Source organism: Lysinibacillus phoenicis, from assembly GCF_047238325.1.
GTDB lineage: Bacteria > Bacillota > Bacilli > Bacillales_A > Planococcaceae > Lysinibacillus > Lysinibacillus irui.
The window spans coordinates 3,753,637-3,771,364 of record NZ_JBDFMP010000002.1; the positions used below are offsets into that span (position 1 = coordinate 3,753,637).

15 protein-coding genes are annotated in these 17,728 nt (G+C 38.3%); 13 read left to right on the forward strand and 2 right to left on the reverse strand.

Annotated features, from left to right (window positions below; genetic code table 11):
- The 4 genes from ABC382_RS20245 (at window position 1) to ABC382_RS20260 (ending at window position 4,060) form a co-directional block, all read left to right on the forward strand.
- Complete coding sequence (locus ABC382_RS20245) at window positions 1-1,149, forward strand: siphovirus ReqiPepy6 Gp37-like family protein (RefSeq protein ID WP_322611061.1); 1,149 nt, start codon at window positions 1-3, stop codon at window positions 1,147-1,149.
- 90 nt (window positions 1,150-1,239) lie between these two features.
- Complete coding sequence (locus ABC382_RS20250) at window positions 1,240-1,644, forward strand: phage holin family protein (protein WP_274794305.1); 405 nt, start codon at window positions 1,240-1,242, stop codon at window positions 1,642-1,644.
- Window positions 1,641-2,309 (forward strand): M15 family metallopeptidase, encoded by a 669-nt coding sequence (locus ABC382_RS20255; RefSeq protein ID WP_322611060.1) that lies wholly within the window; start codon window positions 1,641-1,643, stop codon window positions 2,307-2,309. The genes ABC382_RS20250 and ABC382_RS20255 overlap by 4 nt, the downstream gene beginning before the upstream one ends.
- Before the next feature lie 689 nt (window positions 2,310-2,998).
- Window positions 2,999-4,060: an S-layer homology domain-containing protein gene (locus ABC382_RS20260; RefSeq protein ID WP_322611059.1), complete on the forward strand. Its 1,062-nt coding sequence runs from the start codon at window positions 2,999-3,001 to the stop codon at window positions 4,058-4,060.
- A gap of 40 nt (window positions 4,061-4,100) precedes the next feature.
- Here the strand turns inward: ABC382_RS20260 and ABC382_RS20265 are convergent, their stop codons facing one another.
- Window positions 4,101-4,787 carry a ZIP family metal transporter gene (locus tag ABC382_RS20265; RefSeq protein WP_274797374.1) on the reverse strand — a complete coding sequence of 229 codons (687 nt, stop codon included), beginning with the start codon at window positions 4,785-4,787 and terminating at the stop codon, window positions 4,101-4,103.
- A gap of 203 nt (window positions 4,788-4,990) precedes the next feature.
- On the opposite strand from ABC382_RS20265, the gene ABC382_RS20270 reads away from it, so the two are divergent.
- The 3 genes from ABC382_RS20270 (at window position 4,991) to ABC382_RS20280 (ending at window position 9,704) form a co-directional block, all read left to right on the forward strand.
- Complete coding sequence (locus ABC382_RS20270; protein ID WP_322611058.1) at window positions 4,991-6,130, forward strand: zinc-dependent alcohol dehydrogenase; 1,140 nt, start codon at window positions 4,991-4,993, stop codon at window positions 6,128-6,130.
- 133 nt (window positions 6,131-6,263) lie between these two features.
- A complete protein-coding gene (locus ABC382_RS20275) occupies window positions 6,264-7,952 on the forward strand; it encodes an FAD-binding protein (RefSeq protein ID WP_322611057.1) in 1,689 nt (562 codons plus the stop codon).
- 96 nt (window positions 7,953-8,048) lie between these two features.
- Window positions 8,049-9,704 (forward strand): GNAT family N-acetyltransferase, encoded by a 1,656-nt coding sequence (locus tag ABC382_RS20280; protein ID WP_412927064.1) that lies wholly within the window; start codon window positions 8,049-8,051, stop codon window positions 9,702-9,704.
- 41 nt (window positions 9,705-9,745) lie between these two features.
- Here the strand turns inward: ABC382_RS20280 and ABC382_RS20285 are convergent, their stop codons facing one another.
- Window positions 9,746-10,393, reverse strand: a complete 648-nt coding sequence (locus ABC382_RS20285; protein WP_322611056.1) for a 3-ketosteroid-delta-1-dehydrogenase — start codon at window positions 10,391-10,393, stop codon at window positions 9,746-9,748.
- A gap of 349 nt (window positions 10,394-10,742) precedes the next feature.
- Between ABC382_RS20285 and ABC382_RS20290 the strand changes: the two genes are divergently transcribed.
- From ABC382_RS20290 to ABC382_RS20315, 6 genes are all read left to right on the forward strand, one after another.
- On the forward strand, window positions 10,743-11,192 hold the full coding sequence (locus ABC382_RS20290; RefSeq protein ID WP_274794298.1) for an SACOL1771 family peroxiredoxin: 450 nt from the start codon (window positions 10,743-10,745) through the stop codon (window positions 11,190-11,192).
- 141 nt (window positions 11,193-11,333) lie between these two features.
- On the forward strand, window positions 11,334-11,969 hold the full coding sequence (locus tag ABC382_RS20295) for a sugar transferase (RefSeq protein WP_322611055.1): 636 nt from the start codon (window positions 11,334-11,336) through the stop codon (window positions 11,967-11,969).
- 10 nt (window positions 11,970-11,979) lie between these two features.
- Window positions 11,980-13,110, forward strand: a complete 1,131-nt coding sequence (locus tag ABC382_RS20300; RefSeq protein ID WP_322611054.1) for a glycosyltransferase family 4 protein — start codon at window positions 11,980-11,982, stop codon at window positions 13,108-13,110.
- Window position 13,111: 1 nt separating this feature from the next.
- On the forward strand, window positions 13,112-14,785 hold the full coding sequence (locus tag ABC382_RS20305; RefSeq protein ID WP_274794295.1) for a GNAT family N-acetyltransferase: 1,674 nt from the start codon (window positions 13,112-13,114) through the stop codon (window positions 14,783-14,785).
- Entirely contained in the window at window positions 14,766-15,512 is a 747-nt protein-coding gene (locus ABC382_RS20310; protein ID WP_274794294.1) for a hypothetical protein, read from the forward strand. The genes ABC382_RS20305 and ABC382_RS20310 overlap by 20 nt, the downstream gene beginning before the upstream one ends.
- Before the next feature lie 4 nt (window positions 15,513-15,516).
- Window positions 15,517-16,509 carry a polysaccharide deacetylase family protein gene (locus ABC382_RS20315; RefSeq protein WP_312505893.1) on the forward strand — a complete coding sequence of 331 codons (993 nt, stop codon included), beginning with the start codon at window positions 15,517-15,519 and terminating at the stop codon, window positions 16,507-16,509.
- Window positions 16,510-17,728 lie beyond the last annotated feature (1,219 nt).

Sequence of the window (17,728 nt, forward strand, 5' to 3'; positions counted from 1 at the left end):
ATGAACAAGCCTATCCGAATACTATCCTTAAACATGGATATATTAGCTGAAATTGACAACTATGAGTCCATGTTTTTTAATCGTTCATGGTATGATGTAGGAACAATAGAATTACGAATAAATCGCCATATAAAATACGCTAACACTTTATTAAAAGATAACCTTATTCTGATCGGTACAGATTTGAATAAGGTTTTTATCATTAAACATCGAGAAATTGAATTAGATGAAAGTGGGAAGGTTACGGAAAACTGGCTCATTAAGGGGTACTCTCTTAAATCGATTATTGCTCAGCGTATTACCATTCCCCCTGCAAATAATGCATATGATATAAAGACCGGTACAGCTGAAACTGTAATGAAATACTATGTATATCAGAATCTTGTGAATCCGATTAATAGTAAAAGAAAAATACCACATTTGTTAATAGAAACTGATCAGCAGCGTGGTATACAACTAAGTTATTCGACTAGATTTAAAAACTTAGCAGAAGACATGAACATTCTTTCTTTATCGAGTAAGTTAGGTTGGGATGTAACACTGGATTTAAAAAATAAAAAGTGGATATTTGATGTTATGGAAGGTAGGAATTTAACAGTAGGGCAATCAGTTAATCCACCCGTCATTTTTTCACCTCAATTTGAAAGTTTAAAATCATTGCATTACACAGAAAGCGAATTAAATTACAAAAATCTAGCAATAGTTGCTGGACAAGGTGAAGGTGTGGATCGGCGAATCATCGAGGTAGGTGACTATACATCAACAAAACGCCATGAAGTTTTTATTGATGCAAGAGATATTGCTGAAGTTGATGAAAATCAACAATTAATATCACAGGAGAAAATAACTGAAGCTTTAGTTGATCGTGGAAAACAACAATTAAAAGAATTCATGCAGGAAGAGTATTTAGAGGGACAAGTTTTAACAAATAGTCCATTTGAATATCAAAAGGATTATGACTTAGGGGATTTTATTACCATCCAAAATTCTGATTGGAATATTTCGATGGATGCACAAATAACAGATATAAAAGAGATTTATGAAACTACAGGATTTAGCATTGAAGCAACGTTTGGAAACAACCGACCCACACTTATACAAAAAATTAAGCAAGAGTTTAATCAAATCAGCGGAGAAGTAAGAAAATAACTGATATGAACAACAATATTCGTAACTTATCTAAAGGCCTTCCATACTTCTATATATGGAAGGCCTTTTCTACAAAAAGGAAGTGGTGAAGTGGAAAAATGGATAGGGACATTGGGTGGATTTATTGGAGCTCTTATTTCATACTCAGTAAATGGTTTGGGTATTGCCGTAACTGTTTTAATAGGATTTATGGCTATAGATTATATTACTGGGATATTGTCGGGAATTGTTAATCATAATTTAAATAGTCGTATTGGTGTTAATGGTATTATTAGAAAAATCTATTATTTGATGTTGGTAGGTTCTATTTACCTGCTTGCTTTTGTGATTCCAGGGATCGAGTATGCAGGTGATGGAGCAGCTATTGCATTTTGCGTCCTTGAATTTATTTCAATTACCGAAAATGGAACGAAGATGGGGTTGCCAACACCAAATTTCATCAAAAATATTTTAGCGATTGTAAAAGATCAATCTGATGAGGGTGACAGCAAATGAGTACGAATATAACAACGACTTGTAGAGATTTAGATCAGTTGCTATCAGTGGCTCAAATAGCATGTCGTTTATTATTTCAAGAATGCTATAAAGAAGGAATAAATAATATTTTTATTACTGAAACATATCGTTCTCAGGAAAGACAAAATTACCTATATGCACAAGGTCGAACTAGACCAGGGCAAATTGTAACTTGGACATTGAGTAGCAATCATACATCACGCCTTGCATGGGATATTGCAATTGGTCCCCCGCAATCTTTGTATGATGAAGTTACTTTAACACGAGTAGGAGCTATTGCTCGTAAGCTAGGAATAACATGGGGTGGTGATTGGACAGGTAATAAAGATCGACCTCATTTCGAGGTACCGAAATCTTGGAAGATGCCAGCTAATTATAAATTAGAGGGACAAGTCATTGTACCTATCAGCAGTAAAAAGAAAGTCCAGTTAATTATCGTAGAAAACGAGGAGGAGACGAAAGTGGCTCAAGCATGGAACCCAGCTTCGAAAGCAATACGTACAGAAACGGAGAGTTATATAGCACAAGCAATCAAAGAAGGGGTTATTCAAGAATCACATTTAGAAGATTTAAGGAAAGGTGTAATGACAACTGATCACTTACTTGGTCTATTTATTACCATTCAACAGCGACGTGCCAATTAGTTAAAATACCGCCAAATGGCGGTGTTTTAAAAGTTAATTACCATACTAAAAACCACACATTGAAACTCCTGTTGTTTATATCATGATTAGGTGTATGACGATGATGTACTATAAGCTCCTTAAAGGTTACTACAGGGCTCCAAAAAAGACACAACATATATGCAGTATTAACAATTAAATATATATGATTGAACAATGGTTTTCTCAAAGAGTCGATTAATGACATGAATACATAAACGATTAACAGATGCCAAAAATGGTGGAGTCTTTTAATCCAATACTGGAACAAGATATTCTATTTATAATTGATCCCAGCAATGGGCAAAGCTTTCCGCCATCTATTGCAATTCAAGGGCTAGATATATAATTCTAAGCTGATAACCATTCCAAGCAGCTACTTACTAAATTTAGGGCATTCCTCTACTTTATACCTACTCATAAATTTAGGTTGCATTTGTATCATGTAAAGCGACATGTTTTATTATAATTTGAGTGAATTTCTCTTATAGCAATAAAAAATTATCGTATTTCTTTATTGGACTCCTTCCGAATTGAAAAATTGAAGTAGTAAAATGCTAATATGTGAAAAATAGGTCTTTTATATAATTCTTGCATAATTTACATTTTATTATAGATTTACAAACTGTTGTTTTAGTACACTGATTTTATGAATCTAAGGGGGAAGAACAGTGAAAAAAATAATGTTAGCTGGAGCACTAAGTATTGCATGTTTTACAGGAGGATTTGGCGGGCAGGCATATGCACAGGAAGCTGTGGATGTGGCAAGTATCATCCATCCAAAGCAAGCTGTTGCAGCCACAAATCAATTACAAGCCATGTCTTATCAAGATGTTTATAAAATGTTGCTGCTATCTAAAATAGGCTTTGAAAATAATGAGGTAACGATTGTTACAACAAAAAATAGTATTACGGTAAAGGTTTCGTTAGAGGCGATTCTTCAATCCTACAAAGATGGTACAAATCTTTATCCTGAGGGAGAAAAAGAATTTAAGGAAAACTATGAGGAATTTAAGAAAATATTCGGGAATGCCATCCAAATAAAAATCACACAAACTGGAAATGGCTTCAAGAGTGAAATCTATACTGCTGGTAAATGGGAAGCGGTTAGTGCTGAAGATTTAAATGGGATGATCATGGTTTTTGGTCGTGCAGATGTTGAGTTAAAACCAGGTGGTTATTTCAAGGATGCTATTGGGCATTGGGCTGAGAGCTATATCCAGTTGCTCTATCAAACAGACATCATTAATGGCACAACGGCAACTTCGTTTAATCCAAATGGTCAAGTGACTCGTGGAGAACTGGCAGCTATTATTTTCCGTGCCTCTGGCTTAAATGTGAATGAAGATTATGAGGGTCCTGCTTCTTATACGGATCTGAATGGTTTCTGGGGTGCAAAGGAAGTAGCTATTCTTGAAGAATATGGTTTAATAGATATTTTCGACGGCGACAAATTCCAGCCGAAAAAGCCTGTTACACGCGAAGAAATGGCCTATATCACTGCTAGGTACTTAACAGCAATGGAAGTTGACCTATCTCAAGTAAGTAAAAACAACACATTTACAGATAAAAACCAAATGCGTAAAGAAACAGTAGAAGCTATTGGTCTATTGCAGCATTTAGGAATATTAAATGGCACGAATGGCAAATTTAATCCAAAAGGCTATCTAACTCGTGCAGAGGTTTCAAAAATTTTAACAATGACTTTATTGCTATTGAGTGAAGAAGCTTAATAGGAAAGGGGGTGTCTCATATCCATAGAGACACCCCTTTTTATTCAACGAGAATATGGAAAATATAGCTGAGAAAATAGCCTAAGAAAAGATACATAAAAAATGATCGGAAGGAGACTTTTTGGATTTGATGCAAAATGAATTCAGAAATACTGGCCGTCGCAATCAATCCAATGGAAATCCCCATTAAAATGCCCTGTGCCTTTTCGGTTAAGGCCCAATATTGTCCAAGCCAAATGAAAAGACTAAAGAAAATAGAGAAGATAAAGAAATAAATAAAAAGTCTCCAAAGCCTTTCACCCTGTGAAATGAGTGCAGTCGATAGAGCAAAACCTTCTGGCACATGATGAAGAATGATGGACGCAGTGAGTGAAATACTTAATGCAGCGTTTCCTAGTAAATTGCCGACGGTGAGACTAATGGGAATAGTATGGATAATCATAGCTAGCGTTAATAGAGAGACTGAGGGATTTTGTGCATGGGAAGCATGAAATAGGGTATCTAATAACTGAAAGATGAAGTAACCAATAAAAATACCAAGAATGACTCCGAAAGACTGATAGATTTGAAAGGAAGAAGGGATGATATCTAGCACCAGTAAGCCGACTAAAAAACCCCCGCATAATAAAGATAGCCCTTGCGTTGTATGCTGAAATAGCTTAGAGAAAATCCAGGCAATCGCGCCTCCTATGCTCACACTAAAAAATAGAAATCCACCAAGAATCATTGCACTCACCTGTAAATTCCTCCGCCCTATCTTAAACTAAAAGCTGTTTTACCAAATATATGCTAACTAGAAACGATTATGCTTTCTGTCCACTTGGCTGTATACAATCTATAAAGGAAGTTTGTTGTGCATACTGTCGGGTAGAGAAGGAGAGAATAGTGTCAGAATCGATGCTTGATAATTTGTAAAAGGGAGATGTTGACATGAAGGCAGTAACATATCAAGGGATTAAAGACATTCAAGTTAAAAATGTAGAGGACCCAGCTATTAAAAAGAAGGATGATATCATTGTCCGTATTACCTCGACAGCCATTTGTGGTTCAGATTTGCATATTTACCAGGGAGCTATTCCTACGAATAAAGATTATGTGATTGGACATGAGCCAATGGGCATTGTAGAAGAAGTGGGGTCAGATGTGACCAAGGTGAAAAAGGGGGACCGTGTAATCCTACCTTTTAATGTATCGTGCGGAGATTGCTTTTATTGTAACAATGCTATGGAAAGTCAATGTGATCATTCCAATGACAATCTTGGAGTAGATTCAGGAGGGTACGTAGGCTTTACCCAGCGTTATGGTAATTATCCTGGTGGACAAGCTGAATTTTTACATGTTCCCTATGGCAATTTTATGCCCTTTGTCATTCCTGACTCTTGTGAGCTAGAGGATGAAGCACTTTTATTTTTATCGGACATTGTACCAACTGCCTATTGGAGTGTGGAAAATGCGGGAGTTAAAAAGGGCGATACAGTGGTGGTGTTAGGTTGTGGACCAGTGGGCTTATTGACACAGAAATTTGCATGGATGAAGGGTGCAAAGCGAGTAATTGCTGTTGATTATATTAGCTATCGCTTAGCCCACGCGAAAAAAATGAACAATGTTGAAATTATTAATTTAGACGATTACGATGAAGTGGCTTTTTATATTCGTGAAATAACGAAAGGTGGAGCAGATGTTGTCATTGATTGCGTTGGTATGGATGGGAAAAAAACACCTTTAGAAGCTATCGGACAAAAAATGAAAGTACAAGGAGGAACATTAAGCCCACTGCGAATTGCAATGGATGCAGTACGCAAATTTGGCACAATCCAAATTACAGGTGTTTATGGCGCTAAGTACAATCAATTTCCATTAGGACATCTGTTTGAACGTAATATATCTCTAAAAATGGGCCAAGCACCTGTTATTCATCTCATGCCAAAATTATTTGATTTAATCACTGCAGGAAAGTTTGATCCGACTGACATAATTACACATAAGCTACCATTAGAGGAAGCAAGTAAAGCCTATAAACTATTTAGTAACCGTGAAGATAACTGTATTAAAGTGATTTTAAAACCTTAAAGGGAGCGTCGACGCTCCTTTTTTTGTGTGTAATGTTGGGATGGAAAAATTGACTGAATATTAGTTTAATTCTATACTTTCTAATAGGAAGACCAGATTCATCGATTTAGCTCATTAAGGGAGGAATGGTTGAATGAAATGGGATGCAAGTTATGATGTAGTTGTAGTAGGCTCTGGAGCTGCGGGATTGACAGCAGGTTTAACAGCAAAGTTACAAGGTTTGAAATCATTAGTAATTGAAAAAACGGATCGCTATGGTGGTGCTTCTGCTATTTCAGGCGGTGCCTTATGGATTCCGAATAATCATGTTATTAAAGGTGCAGGTGTTCCAGATACACATGAACTTGCACGCCAATATTTAGATTCAACAGTTGGTGATCGAGTGCCTGAAGCTTTAAAGGAGGCCTATATTACAAGAGGCCCAGAAATGTTGCGATTTTTATACAATAAAACTAAGCATATGCGTTTCCAATATGCAAAAGGTTACTCGGACTACTATCCAGAAAAACCAGGGGGCTTGTCTCAGGGACGTTCCATTGAACCACTAATTTTCGATTTAACGAAAATGGGCTCTTTAGCGCATACTATGCGTCGAGCAACTCTATCAACTAAGGGCTTTACAATGAATAGCTATGAGTTTCATAAAGTTAATATGATAACACGGACGTTAAAAGGTAAAACAACTGCACTGAAATTAGGCATGCGCCTAGTAAAATCAAAGGTGACAAAAAGTGAGCCAGTTGCGTTAGGTGAAGCTTTAGTAGCACGTTTACGACTATCGCTAGCGGAGGCAAATGGTGAGCTTTGGCTATCAACGGCCTTTAAAGATTTTATGATGGATAAGGGTCGAGTGATGGGGATCATTGTGGAACGAGATGGACAAGAGCTGCGAATTGAGGCAAAGAAAGGTGTTGTTCTTTCATCAGGCGGCTTTTCACACAACCAAGCACTTCGAGAACAATATTTACCAAGCCCAACGAACGCTGCATGGACTTCTTCACCAGAGGGACAAACAGGTGACGTTATAGAACCAGGTGTAAAAATTGGCGCTACATTAGATTTAATGGATAAAGTGTGGGGAGCGCCTTCTGTTATTGATCCACAAGGACAACCCTTCTTCCTAGTAGCGGACAGGGGCGTACCAAATATGATTGTTGTAGATAGCGCAGGACAGCGTTTTGTGAACGAAGCGGCTCCTTATCATGAATTTGTAGATACCATGTACGAGCATCAAAAGACCACGCAACAGGCTGTTCCTTCATGGATAGTCATTGATGCCTCTGCTAAAAGCCGTTATATTTTTACAGGTCTGTTCCCAGGACAAGCCTTCCCAAAAAGCTGGTTTGATCATGGCATCGTGAAAAGTGCAGAGTCCATTGAAGAACTTGCTAGAAAAATGGATGTGCTGCCTGAAAGTCTAATAGAGACAGTAAATCGTTTTAATGACTTTGCCCGAAATGGTCATGATGATGATTTTTATCGTGGTGATAGTGCCTATGATAATTCTAATGGGGACCCAACATTGCCAAATCCAAATTTAGCAGAGATCAAAAAAGCTCCTTTCTATGCATTACGTATATATCCAGGCGATATTGGCACAAAGGGAGGCTTGGTAGTGGATGAACATGCTCGGGTTATTAAGGCAGATGGCGAACCAATCGAAGGATTATATGCTTCAGGTAATTGTTCAGCGTCGATCATGGGAGAAACGTATCCTGGACCGGGTGCTACGATTGGGCCTGGTATGACATTAAGCTTTGTGGCGACTACACATATGGCTAACACCGTAAAAAAAGAAGAAGTACCACTTGTAAAAATATAAAGTTGACTAAGCCCTTCCTATGACTGTGATAAGGAAGGGCTTTCATGTGGATGAAATGTTCTAATATTTTTTTGCTAAGAATATAGTGGCTACAACATGTATGGCGATGATAATGGAAAAAAGGAGCGATATAGTAAATTGCTTACGTATAAACTTATCACGACTATTGAAGCATTAGAGCCCTATCGAAGTACTTGGTCAACAATACTCGAAAGAGAGCACAATGATAATCCTTTTATTGAGTACGAGTGGGTCTCAACTTGGTGGACAACATTAGGGACTCATGACAATGTTGAGATTTATGTAGTCGAATATCAAGGAGTAGCAGTTGCCTTTTTTCCGTTAGTGCATACAGTACGGTTTGGTAAGGTGCATCATTTTGGCTTTTTGGGACAAGGGTTTGCGACTTATATGGAAGTAGTCGCTGAAAAGAATTGGCTTGAACGTTCCATTGACTTTATGCTGAAGGAGCTTTCAAAAAAATACAGGCGTTATTTAATGGTGTTACATGGATTGTTAGAAAGTAAAAATACCTCTCAAGAATTAGAAAAATTTGCAATAGAATATCAGATGCCACATTCCATTTTTCGGACTGTCACGCCTTATATAGATTTTCAATCAATCACACTTGATAATTTTTTGCAGAAGCATCGAAAAAAATTCAAAAGTTTGAAGCGCCGGGAAAATAAATTAAAGTTACTTGGTCATGTAGCATTTCAAGAAGCAAATCACCATCATTTACAAGACATGTTTACGTTATTTACGAGAAGGTGGCAAAAGAAAATTGATAAAAGTGGTTTTACAGAAAATCAGACTCGATTGTTCTACGAGCGATTGGCCAAGGTCTCCGATAAGGCATTGCGAGTAGAGGTGGACAGCCTGCAATTTGAAGGCCGGTGGATTGCGTTTACGATTGACCTTTGCTGTAGAGAGCGTAATTTTTGTCTGGCAATGGGACATGAGCCTGACTTCAATCTATTTGGCCCAGGCCGCATTATTGAAAAAGAAAATATGTTAAAAGCACATGATGTAGGCTATCGTTATTATGATCTAGGAAGTGGCTATGAGCCATACAAGTTTGAATGGTATACCCATATTGATTTTACAAGAAAATTTGTTATGAGTACGAAAGGAACAAAAGAGCGTGTACTTCAATCCTGGATGGTCTTACGAGATCGCTTAAAAGGTCAGTTAACGAATAATCATCAGCTCGTGAAATGGAAGCGGGACCGTTTAGGAGAACTACGATATTTTATGAAGCACGCGAAAATAAAAGATTGGTTAAGAGCTTCAGTTAGGATAATACAACGATTTTTAGCAGTACATATTTTAGATGTTTATATAGCAGAACAAAAATATGCTTTCGGGCAAGTGAACTTTCAAGAAGTATCAATGAAGGATATTACGGAGATGCATGAGCGAGCAAACTATGTTTCAAGTTTCTATAGGGGCTATCGACTTTTGGGAAATGGTGATCAAATTATATATAAGAGGCATGATAAAATAGCATCTGAAGAAGCTGCTAACTATTCCTATGAGCTAGCAGATAATATGTCGTATATAAGAGAGTATGACAGTCAGCAACTCGTTGATATCATTGCTGATGTCCAGAGAGAAGGAAGAGCCGTTTGTACGATTGCCCCGTGGTTTGATAGAAAAAGAAGGCGAAAGTTGGTACAAGCGGGTTTCCGTAAAGTGGAGAAAATCAGTATCTTACAATTGTTCAAATGGCGAAAAATATATCAATTCTAAACGACAACACCCTCAGCAAAAAAGCTGAGGGTGTTTCATGATTAAAAGTGGATACCAGGTTTATCGATTAGCTTACAGCCTGTACCATATTTTGCTTTTAAAGCACCTTTAAAATGAGTTTGCTCTAGTTCTGGGAATGTTTGCTTCCAAAGTTCAAAAACATTATGACTAGTTGCTTTGCCATCCTTCGTCAAGCGTGCAATATGGAAGCCGTACTCATCATTACAACGAGCTAACGCACGGTTTTCACGGACCGTAATAATTCGACCACTTGTCGTCATTTCATATAATCCTTCATAGCCAGCGATAGCACGGCTTTCCTCATTTTCTTCAACAACAATATCTTCTTTTTCTTCAGCAACAGTTTCTTCTTTTTCCTTAACAGGTGTTACTTTTTCTTCTGTTGTTGCCTCATGTTCAGTAGTTTGAGCTTCTACAGCACTATTTTCTGATGGTAACTGTTCAACAATGAAAAAGTCTTTATTTGAGGCTTTATCACTCATTGTCGCCATTACGTTCATAATAGAACCAACATAACGTAAAGGTTTTTCTTTCCCTTCTTCAAAGACAAAAATATTATAATCGGTTTTATTAATCTTTTTCATAATAATATTTCCTGTTGTAATCGTAAAACCGATGAACTTGTTCTTTTTTAATGCTTGTATTGCTTCTTGCTTTGTTAAAATCATTTTGAAAATCTCCTAAAGAATTATTTATTCTATTCTACCATAAAAATTATCACATTGTTTTTCGTAAAATAATGGTTGATTTTGTACGATAAAGGAAATCACCCCTAATAGTGGAGCTATGGCAATGGTTCTTTCGAAACACAGTGAGGTTGAATGTTTTGCTAGGGATTCAAACTGCACTTGAAGTTACTGGTGGCTGTTCGAAGTACTCAACGCAATTTTTGATTTCAAGCATCACGTTGAAAATGTGGTAGAGTTAAAGAAAGCAAAGGCTTTAAGCTACGCCTTGCTTGCCTTACGATAAATATTTCGCATTTTTCTTAGCCAAAAATAAAGGAGGATATAAACGATGGTTCAGCATAAATTTACAATGGATTTAACTTGGGCGGATGGAAGAAATGGGACAGGGAACATAACATCAAGCAATTTACAAACGCAAATATCTATTCCTCAGGAAATGAATGGTCCAGGGATTGGTACAAATCCAGATGAAATGCTTTTAGGTGCAGCGGCAACCTGTTATTTAATCACCTTAGCTGCTCTGCTTGAAAGATCGGAAATAGATGTGATGTCTTTATCCATGCAGGCTCATGGGTTTGTAAGCGTAGAAAATGGCGTTTTTACTTATGAAAAAATTGTCCATAAACCAACGATTGTTGTCCAAGAGCTATCGGAACATCTTGCAAAAAGAATAGAGCGCTTAGCACACAAGGCGGAACAGACTTGTATGATAAGTAAAGCGGTGAAGGGGAATGTTTTGATTGAATGTGATGTTCAAATTTTAGAAGCAAGCATATAATACGGCAAAAAGAGTTATTCAGCATATGACGCTGACATAACTCTTTTTTTCTTAAAGGGAGCACTTTTTCTATACTAGTTCTAGAAATGTACAAAATGAATATATAGTGTTAAGTGCTAAAAAAATGCAAAGGATGATGTATTGCACGTTCAGACAGCTCAGAATCTCACATTCTATGGTCAGTACGGCAAAAGAATAGTTGATATTATTGGGGCTTTAATTTTACTTTTTATAACGATTCCTCTTATGCTAATAGTCTTTCTCATTTTACTCATGACAACGGGTCGCCCCATTTTCTTCAAACAAATACGAACTGGCCTCGATCATCACCGCTTTGTGATTTGGAAGCTACGAACAATGTGTATTCAGGCAGTTCCAGTAAATATGCCGACTATTTGTGCTAATGGTATCCCTGATGATTATTACTTTAAAACGAATCAAGATACACGTATCACAAAAGTGGGCGCTATCCTTCGAAAGCTAAGTATTGATGAAATCCCACAACTTTTAAATGTGCTAAAGGGTGATATGAGCATTGTAGGTCCACGCCCGGAAGTTCCAACGATTACAAATGCTTATAACTCTTTACAAGCTCGGCGACTGGAGGTAAAGCCAGGATTGACGGGGCTTGCTCAAATAAATGGTAGATCGAATATATCACATGGACAAAAAATCTCGTATGACATTGAATATGTTGAAAATTTCTCCTTTTGGATGGATATTCAAATTATGTTGAAGACTATTTATGTCATCGTAGCAAGAACGGGTGCTTATTAAAAAATAAGGAGTGGCAGTACTGAAAATAGTTCAGCTTATTACAAGAATGGATAAGGTCGGAGGTGCTCAAAAACATGTGGAGGCACTTTCTATCCAATTACAACAAGATGGACATGAGGTGACAGTTGTAACGGGCTCCTATCAGCCATCACTGTGGAGCTTGCAAGAACTGCAAATTCCCGTCATCAATATACCTTCCTTACAACGAGCGATTCATTTAGCGAAAGACTTTCGATCATTCTGGCAATTAAGAGCTGTCTTTAAACGAATACAACCAGATGTAGTAGCCACCCATTCATCCAAGGCAGGTATCATAGGTCGTATAGTTGGTAGTTTACTAGGAATTCCAACTATCTTTACAGCACATAGCTGGAGTTTTACAGAAGGTGTTCCACAAAAGAAAAAGCTGCTATACCATCGGATGGAAAAATCTGTTCAGCTATTTACTACAAAAATTATTACGGTATCCGAATACGATCGAGAATTAGCACTAATGAAGGAGGTGGCTCCTGCACATAAATTACTGACAATTCATAATGGCATTGATCTAATAGAGAAAAGGACAACAACTGAAAGAACATTTTTGGAGCAGCCAATCATTGTTATGGTTGCTCGTTTTGAAGTGCCAAAAAGGCAGGATATCTTACTCAAGGCTTTGGCGGAGCTGACGCATATTCCATGGCATCTTCAACTAATTGGAGATGGTTCACTACGTTCTGACTTAGAAAAACTTGTTGAACAGTCTGGTTTAACAGCACGTATAACATTTTTAGGCAATCAATTAGATGTCCATTCTTATCTTGAGAAAAGCCACATTTTTGTCTTGTTGTCAGATTGGGAAGGCTTGCCGATTTCTATTATTGAAGCGATGCGTGTAGGTCTCCCTATTATTGCAACAAATGTAGGTGGTGTAAAAGAGCTTGTAGAAGATCATGGTAATGGATTTTTAGTAGAACGAGATAATTTTGAATTATTAAAGCAGAGGCTACACCAACTAATAATAGATGCCGATTTAAGGCAACAAATGGGGAATGTAAGTGAATGCCGTTATTTGCAGTATTTCACGTTTACCCCTATGTATCAAAAAACAATAATGGTCTATCAGCAAGCTGTTTCAGAACTAGCGAAGAAAGGGGATTAAATTGCAATTAATTCGCATTAGAACTGATGATGAGCTTATGTGGTACAAGGAAATTTGGGATGCCATTTTAGAAGCAGAGGACAATGATAACCCATTTATAGAATTTGCTTGGTTTTATAATTGGTGGCAAATTGTTGGACGTAAAGAACGTGTAGAGCTTTATGCCATTGAACATGAGGGGACAATCATCGCCTTTTTCCCCTTTACGGTGTCTATTCGATGGGGAATAAGGGTGTATACATTTGCAGGTAAACAGATTGCTAACTATACCGGGATAGTCGCTAAACAACAGTGGTTACTCCAAGCAGCGACCTTTATATTTGATGAGCTGATTAAAAAATATCGACACGTTGTTTTTTCTCTCCATGGCTTATTAGAAAGTAAAGCATCTACTAAAATCTTGGAGCAATATTTTGTTGAAAGACAATTACGTACAAGCATATTCCGTGTAGTGACACCGTATCTAGCATTTTCAGAAGTAGATTTTCAACATCATTTCAATCAACGACGAAAAATGCATGGTGTCGATCGACGCGAACGAAAGCTACGAAATTTAGGCTCATTAGAAAGACGTGCTCCATCGCAGGACGAGCTTTGGCAAATGTTTCGATTATTTAATCGTCGTTGGGCAAAAAAGCTTGATACAAGTGAATTTACAAAGGGCAAGAAAAGAGACTTTTTTGAACGTTTAACAATGCTAAAGGGAGAGGCCTTACAGGTGGAGGTCGATGCACTTGTCTTTGAAAATCAGTGGATTGGTTTCACATATGGACTTTGCTGTCGGGGGCGTTATGTAACTTACGCTCTTGCACATGAGCCAACATTTAATTTATTTGGTGCTGGACGTATCGTCAATCAGGAAACCATTCAGCGAACGTTCGCAGCCAATTATCGCCTATTTGATATGAGTATTGGCTATGAGCCTTATAAATTTGACTGGCGCTCTAGCATTGATTTTACAAGGCATATGCTTGCCAGCAGTGGTTCGAAACGTACAAATTTACTGACAGGATTTTTATCATTAAAGCAACGACTTAAGGAATACGTAAAAAGTAATCAGCGAATTGTGGACTGGAAGCGTAATTCACTAGGCCAGTTACGTTTTTTAGTAAAGTATGGAAAGCTAAAAGATTGGCTAGAATATGGACAACAATTCGTAGAAAAATTTGTTCGTATGAAACAAGTGGAGCTGTATGAATTAACTCCCTCAGAGGATGTATCGCCACAGCAGCCTGTTGGTAACTTATTTGAAGAAATGTCGATTCAGGAAGCGATGCAGCTTGATCAGGAGGAAGTCATTGCCCTCTTTTATAAGGGATATACGATTTATAAAGACTCCTTTGCAGAAACGAATAAACCAGCCTTTGCGTTACATGCCACAAATTGGCGAGTCGATTCATTGCGGATTATAGAACCGTTACCGAAGCAGACCTATTTTTTAGCCTATGATGTTTTCAAACAAATCGATATTATTACAGCTTATTTTCGAAAAATAAAACCGGCACAAACACTATGGGTAACGGCAAGCTTTTGGCAATGGCGTAAGCGTAAGCGCTTAGTACAGCTAGGCTATAAACCTATTTCTCGAATGAAACATTTTAAATTCGCTCGCTTTGAGCGAAATCGTGTAGAAAAATATACGGAGAGTGGGGGCGATGTTCATTCTGTCCATTAAAAGTAAGCGATGGAATATCGCAATGCAGCATTTTTATCTTCTAGAAAAGCCAGCAAATGTTCGAAACTCAATGAAAGTTGTAGGCTATACACATTCACTTGTACCTAGCAGAAAGCTTGTAAAAAGCGAAACGGTTCACATTCATTTGCAAGAGCATGAGCTTTCGTTATATTTAGCACTTTCAGAAGGGAATCGTAAAATCCTTCGACGGGCCCAAAAAGAATTTTATCAAGTTATTTTGTACAAAGAGCCCTCGATGGACAACTTGCGAGCCTTCCAGCAATTCTACAATCAGTTTGCCAAAAGAAAAAAGCTTGAAGCAATTGGCAAGTCACAAATGGAAACACTCATGCTCCTAAATGAACAGGGTGCATTATTATTATCCGAGATCCAGAGTATTTGTGGACAAACACTGTGCTATCGATTAGATATTGTTCATGAGAAAAGAGCGATGTCTTTTTACGAGGCTACTTGTCATGCATCAGCTATGCCTTCACATTTAAAACGACCGATCCGTTATGCCAATCGTTTTTTAATCTGGCATAATCTACTCCACTTAAAGGAGCAAGGTTTTGTTTTATATGATATGGGTGAATTAACAAATAGTCATAATGTACGAGCCTTTAAACTAAGCTTTGGTGGCCAAATTGTCCATGTCTACTCAGGCTACATCACCCAATCAAAAATACGTGCACTGCTATTAGGTGTACAAAAATGGAGGAAGTAGCAACATGAATGGTGGGGGTCTCGTTATTTCATTAGATTTTGAGCTAAATTGGGGTGTCCATGACGTTTTTCGATATGGACAATACAATAAAAACCTATATGGTGTACGTAAAGCCTTGCCCAGAATACTAACGTTATTTGAGCAATATGACATTCATGCGACTTGGGCTACAGTCGGATTATTGTTTGCAGAATCAAAGGCAGAAATGGCTCATTATTTACGAGGTATCCCTGTGAAATATGAAAATATGCGCTTTGCTGCACATACACAGCTAGCAAAAGTAGGCGAAAATGAACAAGAGGATCTTTTACATTTTGGTAAATCTTTAATCGAGGATATTAAACGTACACCACATCAGGAAATAGGAAGTCATACCTTCTCCCATTTCTATTGCTTGGAAAAGGGGCAAACAGAGGCAGCTTTTCGTGCCGATTTACATGCTACAAAAACAATTAGTGAAGGATATATCGCTCCGATGAAATCCATTGTCTTTCCACGTAACCAAATAAACAAAGACTATTTATCAGCGTGTTCAGAAGCTGGCTATATTTGCTACAGAGGAACTGAAAACCATACATTGTATCAAGCTCAAAAGTTTACGAAGAAGGGCAGACTTTTCGGAGCAAAGAAATGGCTAGATAGCTATTGGAATCTAACCGGACACCATATGGCAACTCTAGCAGAAATGCAAGAGGCGCAGCTCATTAATATTCGGTCAAGTGCCTTTTTAAGGCCTTATTGTGGTCCATTGCGCGTATTCGAAGGGTTAAAAGTAAAACGTATTAAGGAAAGTATGCTCGAAGCTGCAAAGGCGCAAGCATTTTATCATTTATGGTGGCACCCTCATAACTTTGGCAAGCACATTGATAAAAATTTAGCGATGCTGGAAGAGCTATTACGCTATTATCAAGAGTTGCGCAGCCAATACAATTTTCAAAGTTATTCCATGCATGAAGTTGCTGAGCTATGCCAAAGCCACTTTAAACAGCAGAAATAGTTTTGATGAGGTAACCGCTCCAAAGGTTGTGGTACCCGCTCGAAAGTAAGGGCAAGGCGCTCCAAAAGAGAAGGTAACCGCTCGAAAGTGAGGGCAAGGCGCTCCAAAAGAGAAGGTAACCGCTCGAAAGTGAGGGCAAAGCGCTCCAAAAGAGGGGGTAACCGCTCGAAAGTGTGAGCAAGGCGCTCCAAAAGAGGGGGTAACCGCTCCAAAGTGTGGCAAGTCGCTCCAAAAGAGAAGGTAACCGCTCGAAAGTAAGGGCAAAGCGCTCCAAAAGAGAAGGTAACCGCTCGAAAGTGAGGGTAAGGCGCTCCAAAAGAGGGGTAACCGCTCGAAAGTAAGGGCAAGGCGCTCCAAAAGAGAAGGTAACCGCTCGAAAGTAAGGGCAAGGCGCTCCAAAAGAGGAGATAACCGCTCAAAAGTGTGAGCAAGGCGCTCCAAAAGAGGAGGTAACCGCTCAAAAGTGTGGGCAAGGCGCTCCAAAAGAGGGGGTAACCGCTCGAAAGTGTGGGCAAGGCGCTCCAAAAGAGAAGGTAACCGCTCGAAAATGTGAGCAAAGCGCTCCAAAAGAGAAGGTAACCGCTCGAAAGTGTGAGCAAGGTGCTCCAAAAGAGGAGATAACCGCTCGAAGGTGAGGACAAAGCGCTCCAAAAGAGGAGATAACCGCTCAAAAGTGTGAGCAAGGCGCTCCAAAAGAGAAGGTAACCGCTCGAAAGTGAGGGTAAGGCGCTCCAAAAGAGGGGGTAACCGCTCGAAAGTGTGGGCAAGGCGCTCCAAAAGAGAAGGTAACCGCTCGAAAGTGTGGACAAGGTGCTCCAAAAGAGAAGGTAACCGCTCCAAAGTGTGGCAAGTCGCTCCAAAAGAGAAGGTAACTGCTCGAAAGTGTTGACAAAGCGCTCCAAAAGAGGAGGTAACTGCTCCAAAATCTGAACAAAACGCACCTAACTATGGTGATCCTCACTATAAATGAAAGATATAAGACCAACTCACAATATGAAAATCACCCTTTCGTTATTGAAAGCAAACTAGATTGGTTTCTAGTTTGCTTTTTTGTTGTCTAATTGAGAAATTTCAAAAGAAAAGAGGAAAAAAGTAAAACAATGACGAAAATGAATGTACGAATGGTACTATAATAGTAGAAATTTTATGGTAGGACATTTTGCGGAAAGTAAAAATTTATGTAGGTCAATTTAACTTGGATGGAAAAGATATGAAGGGT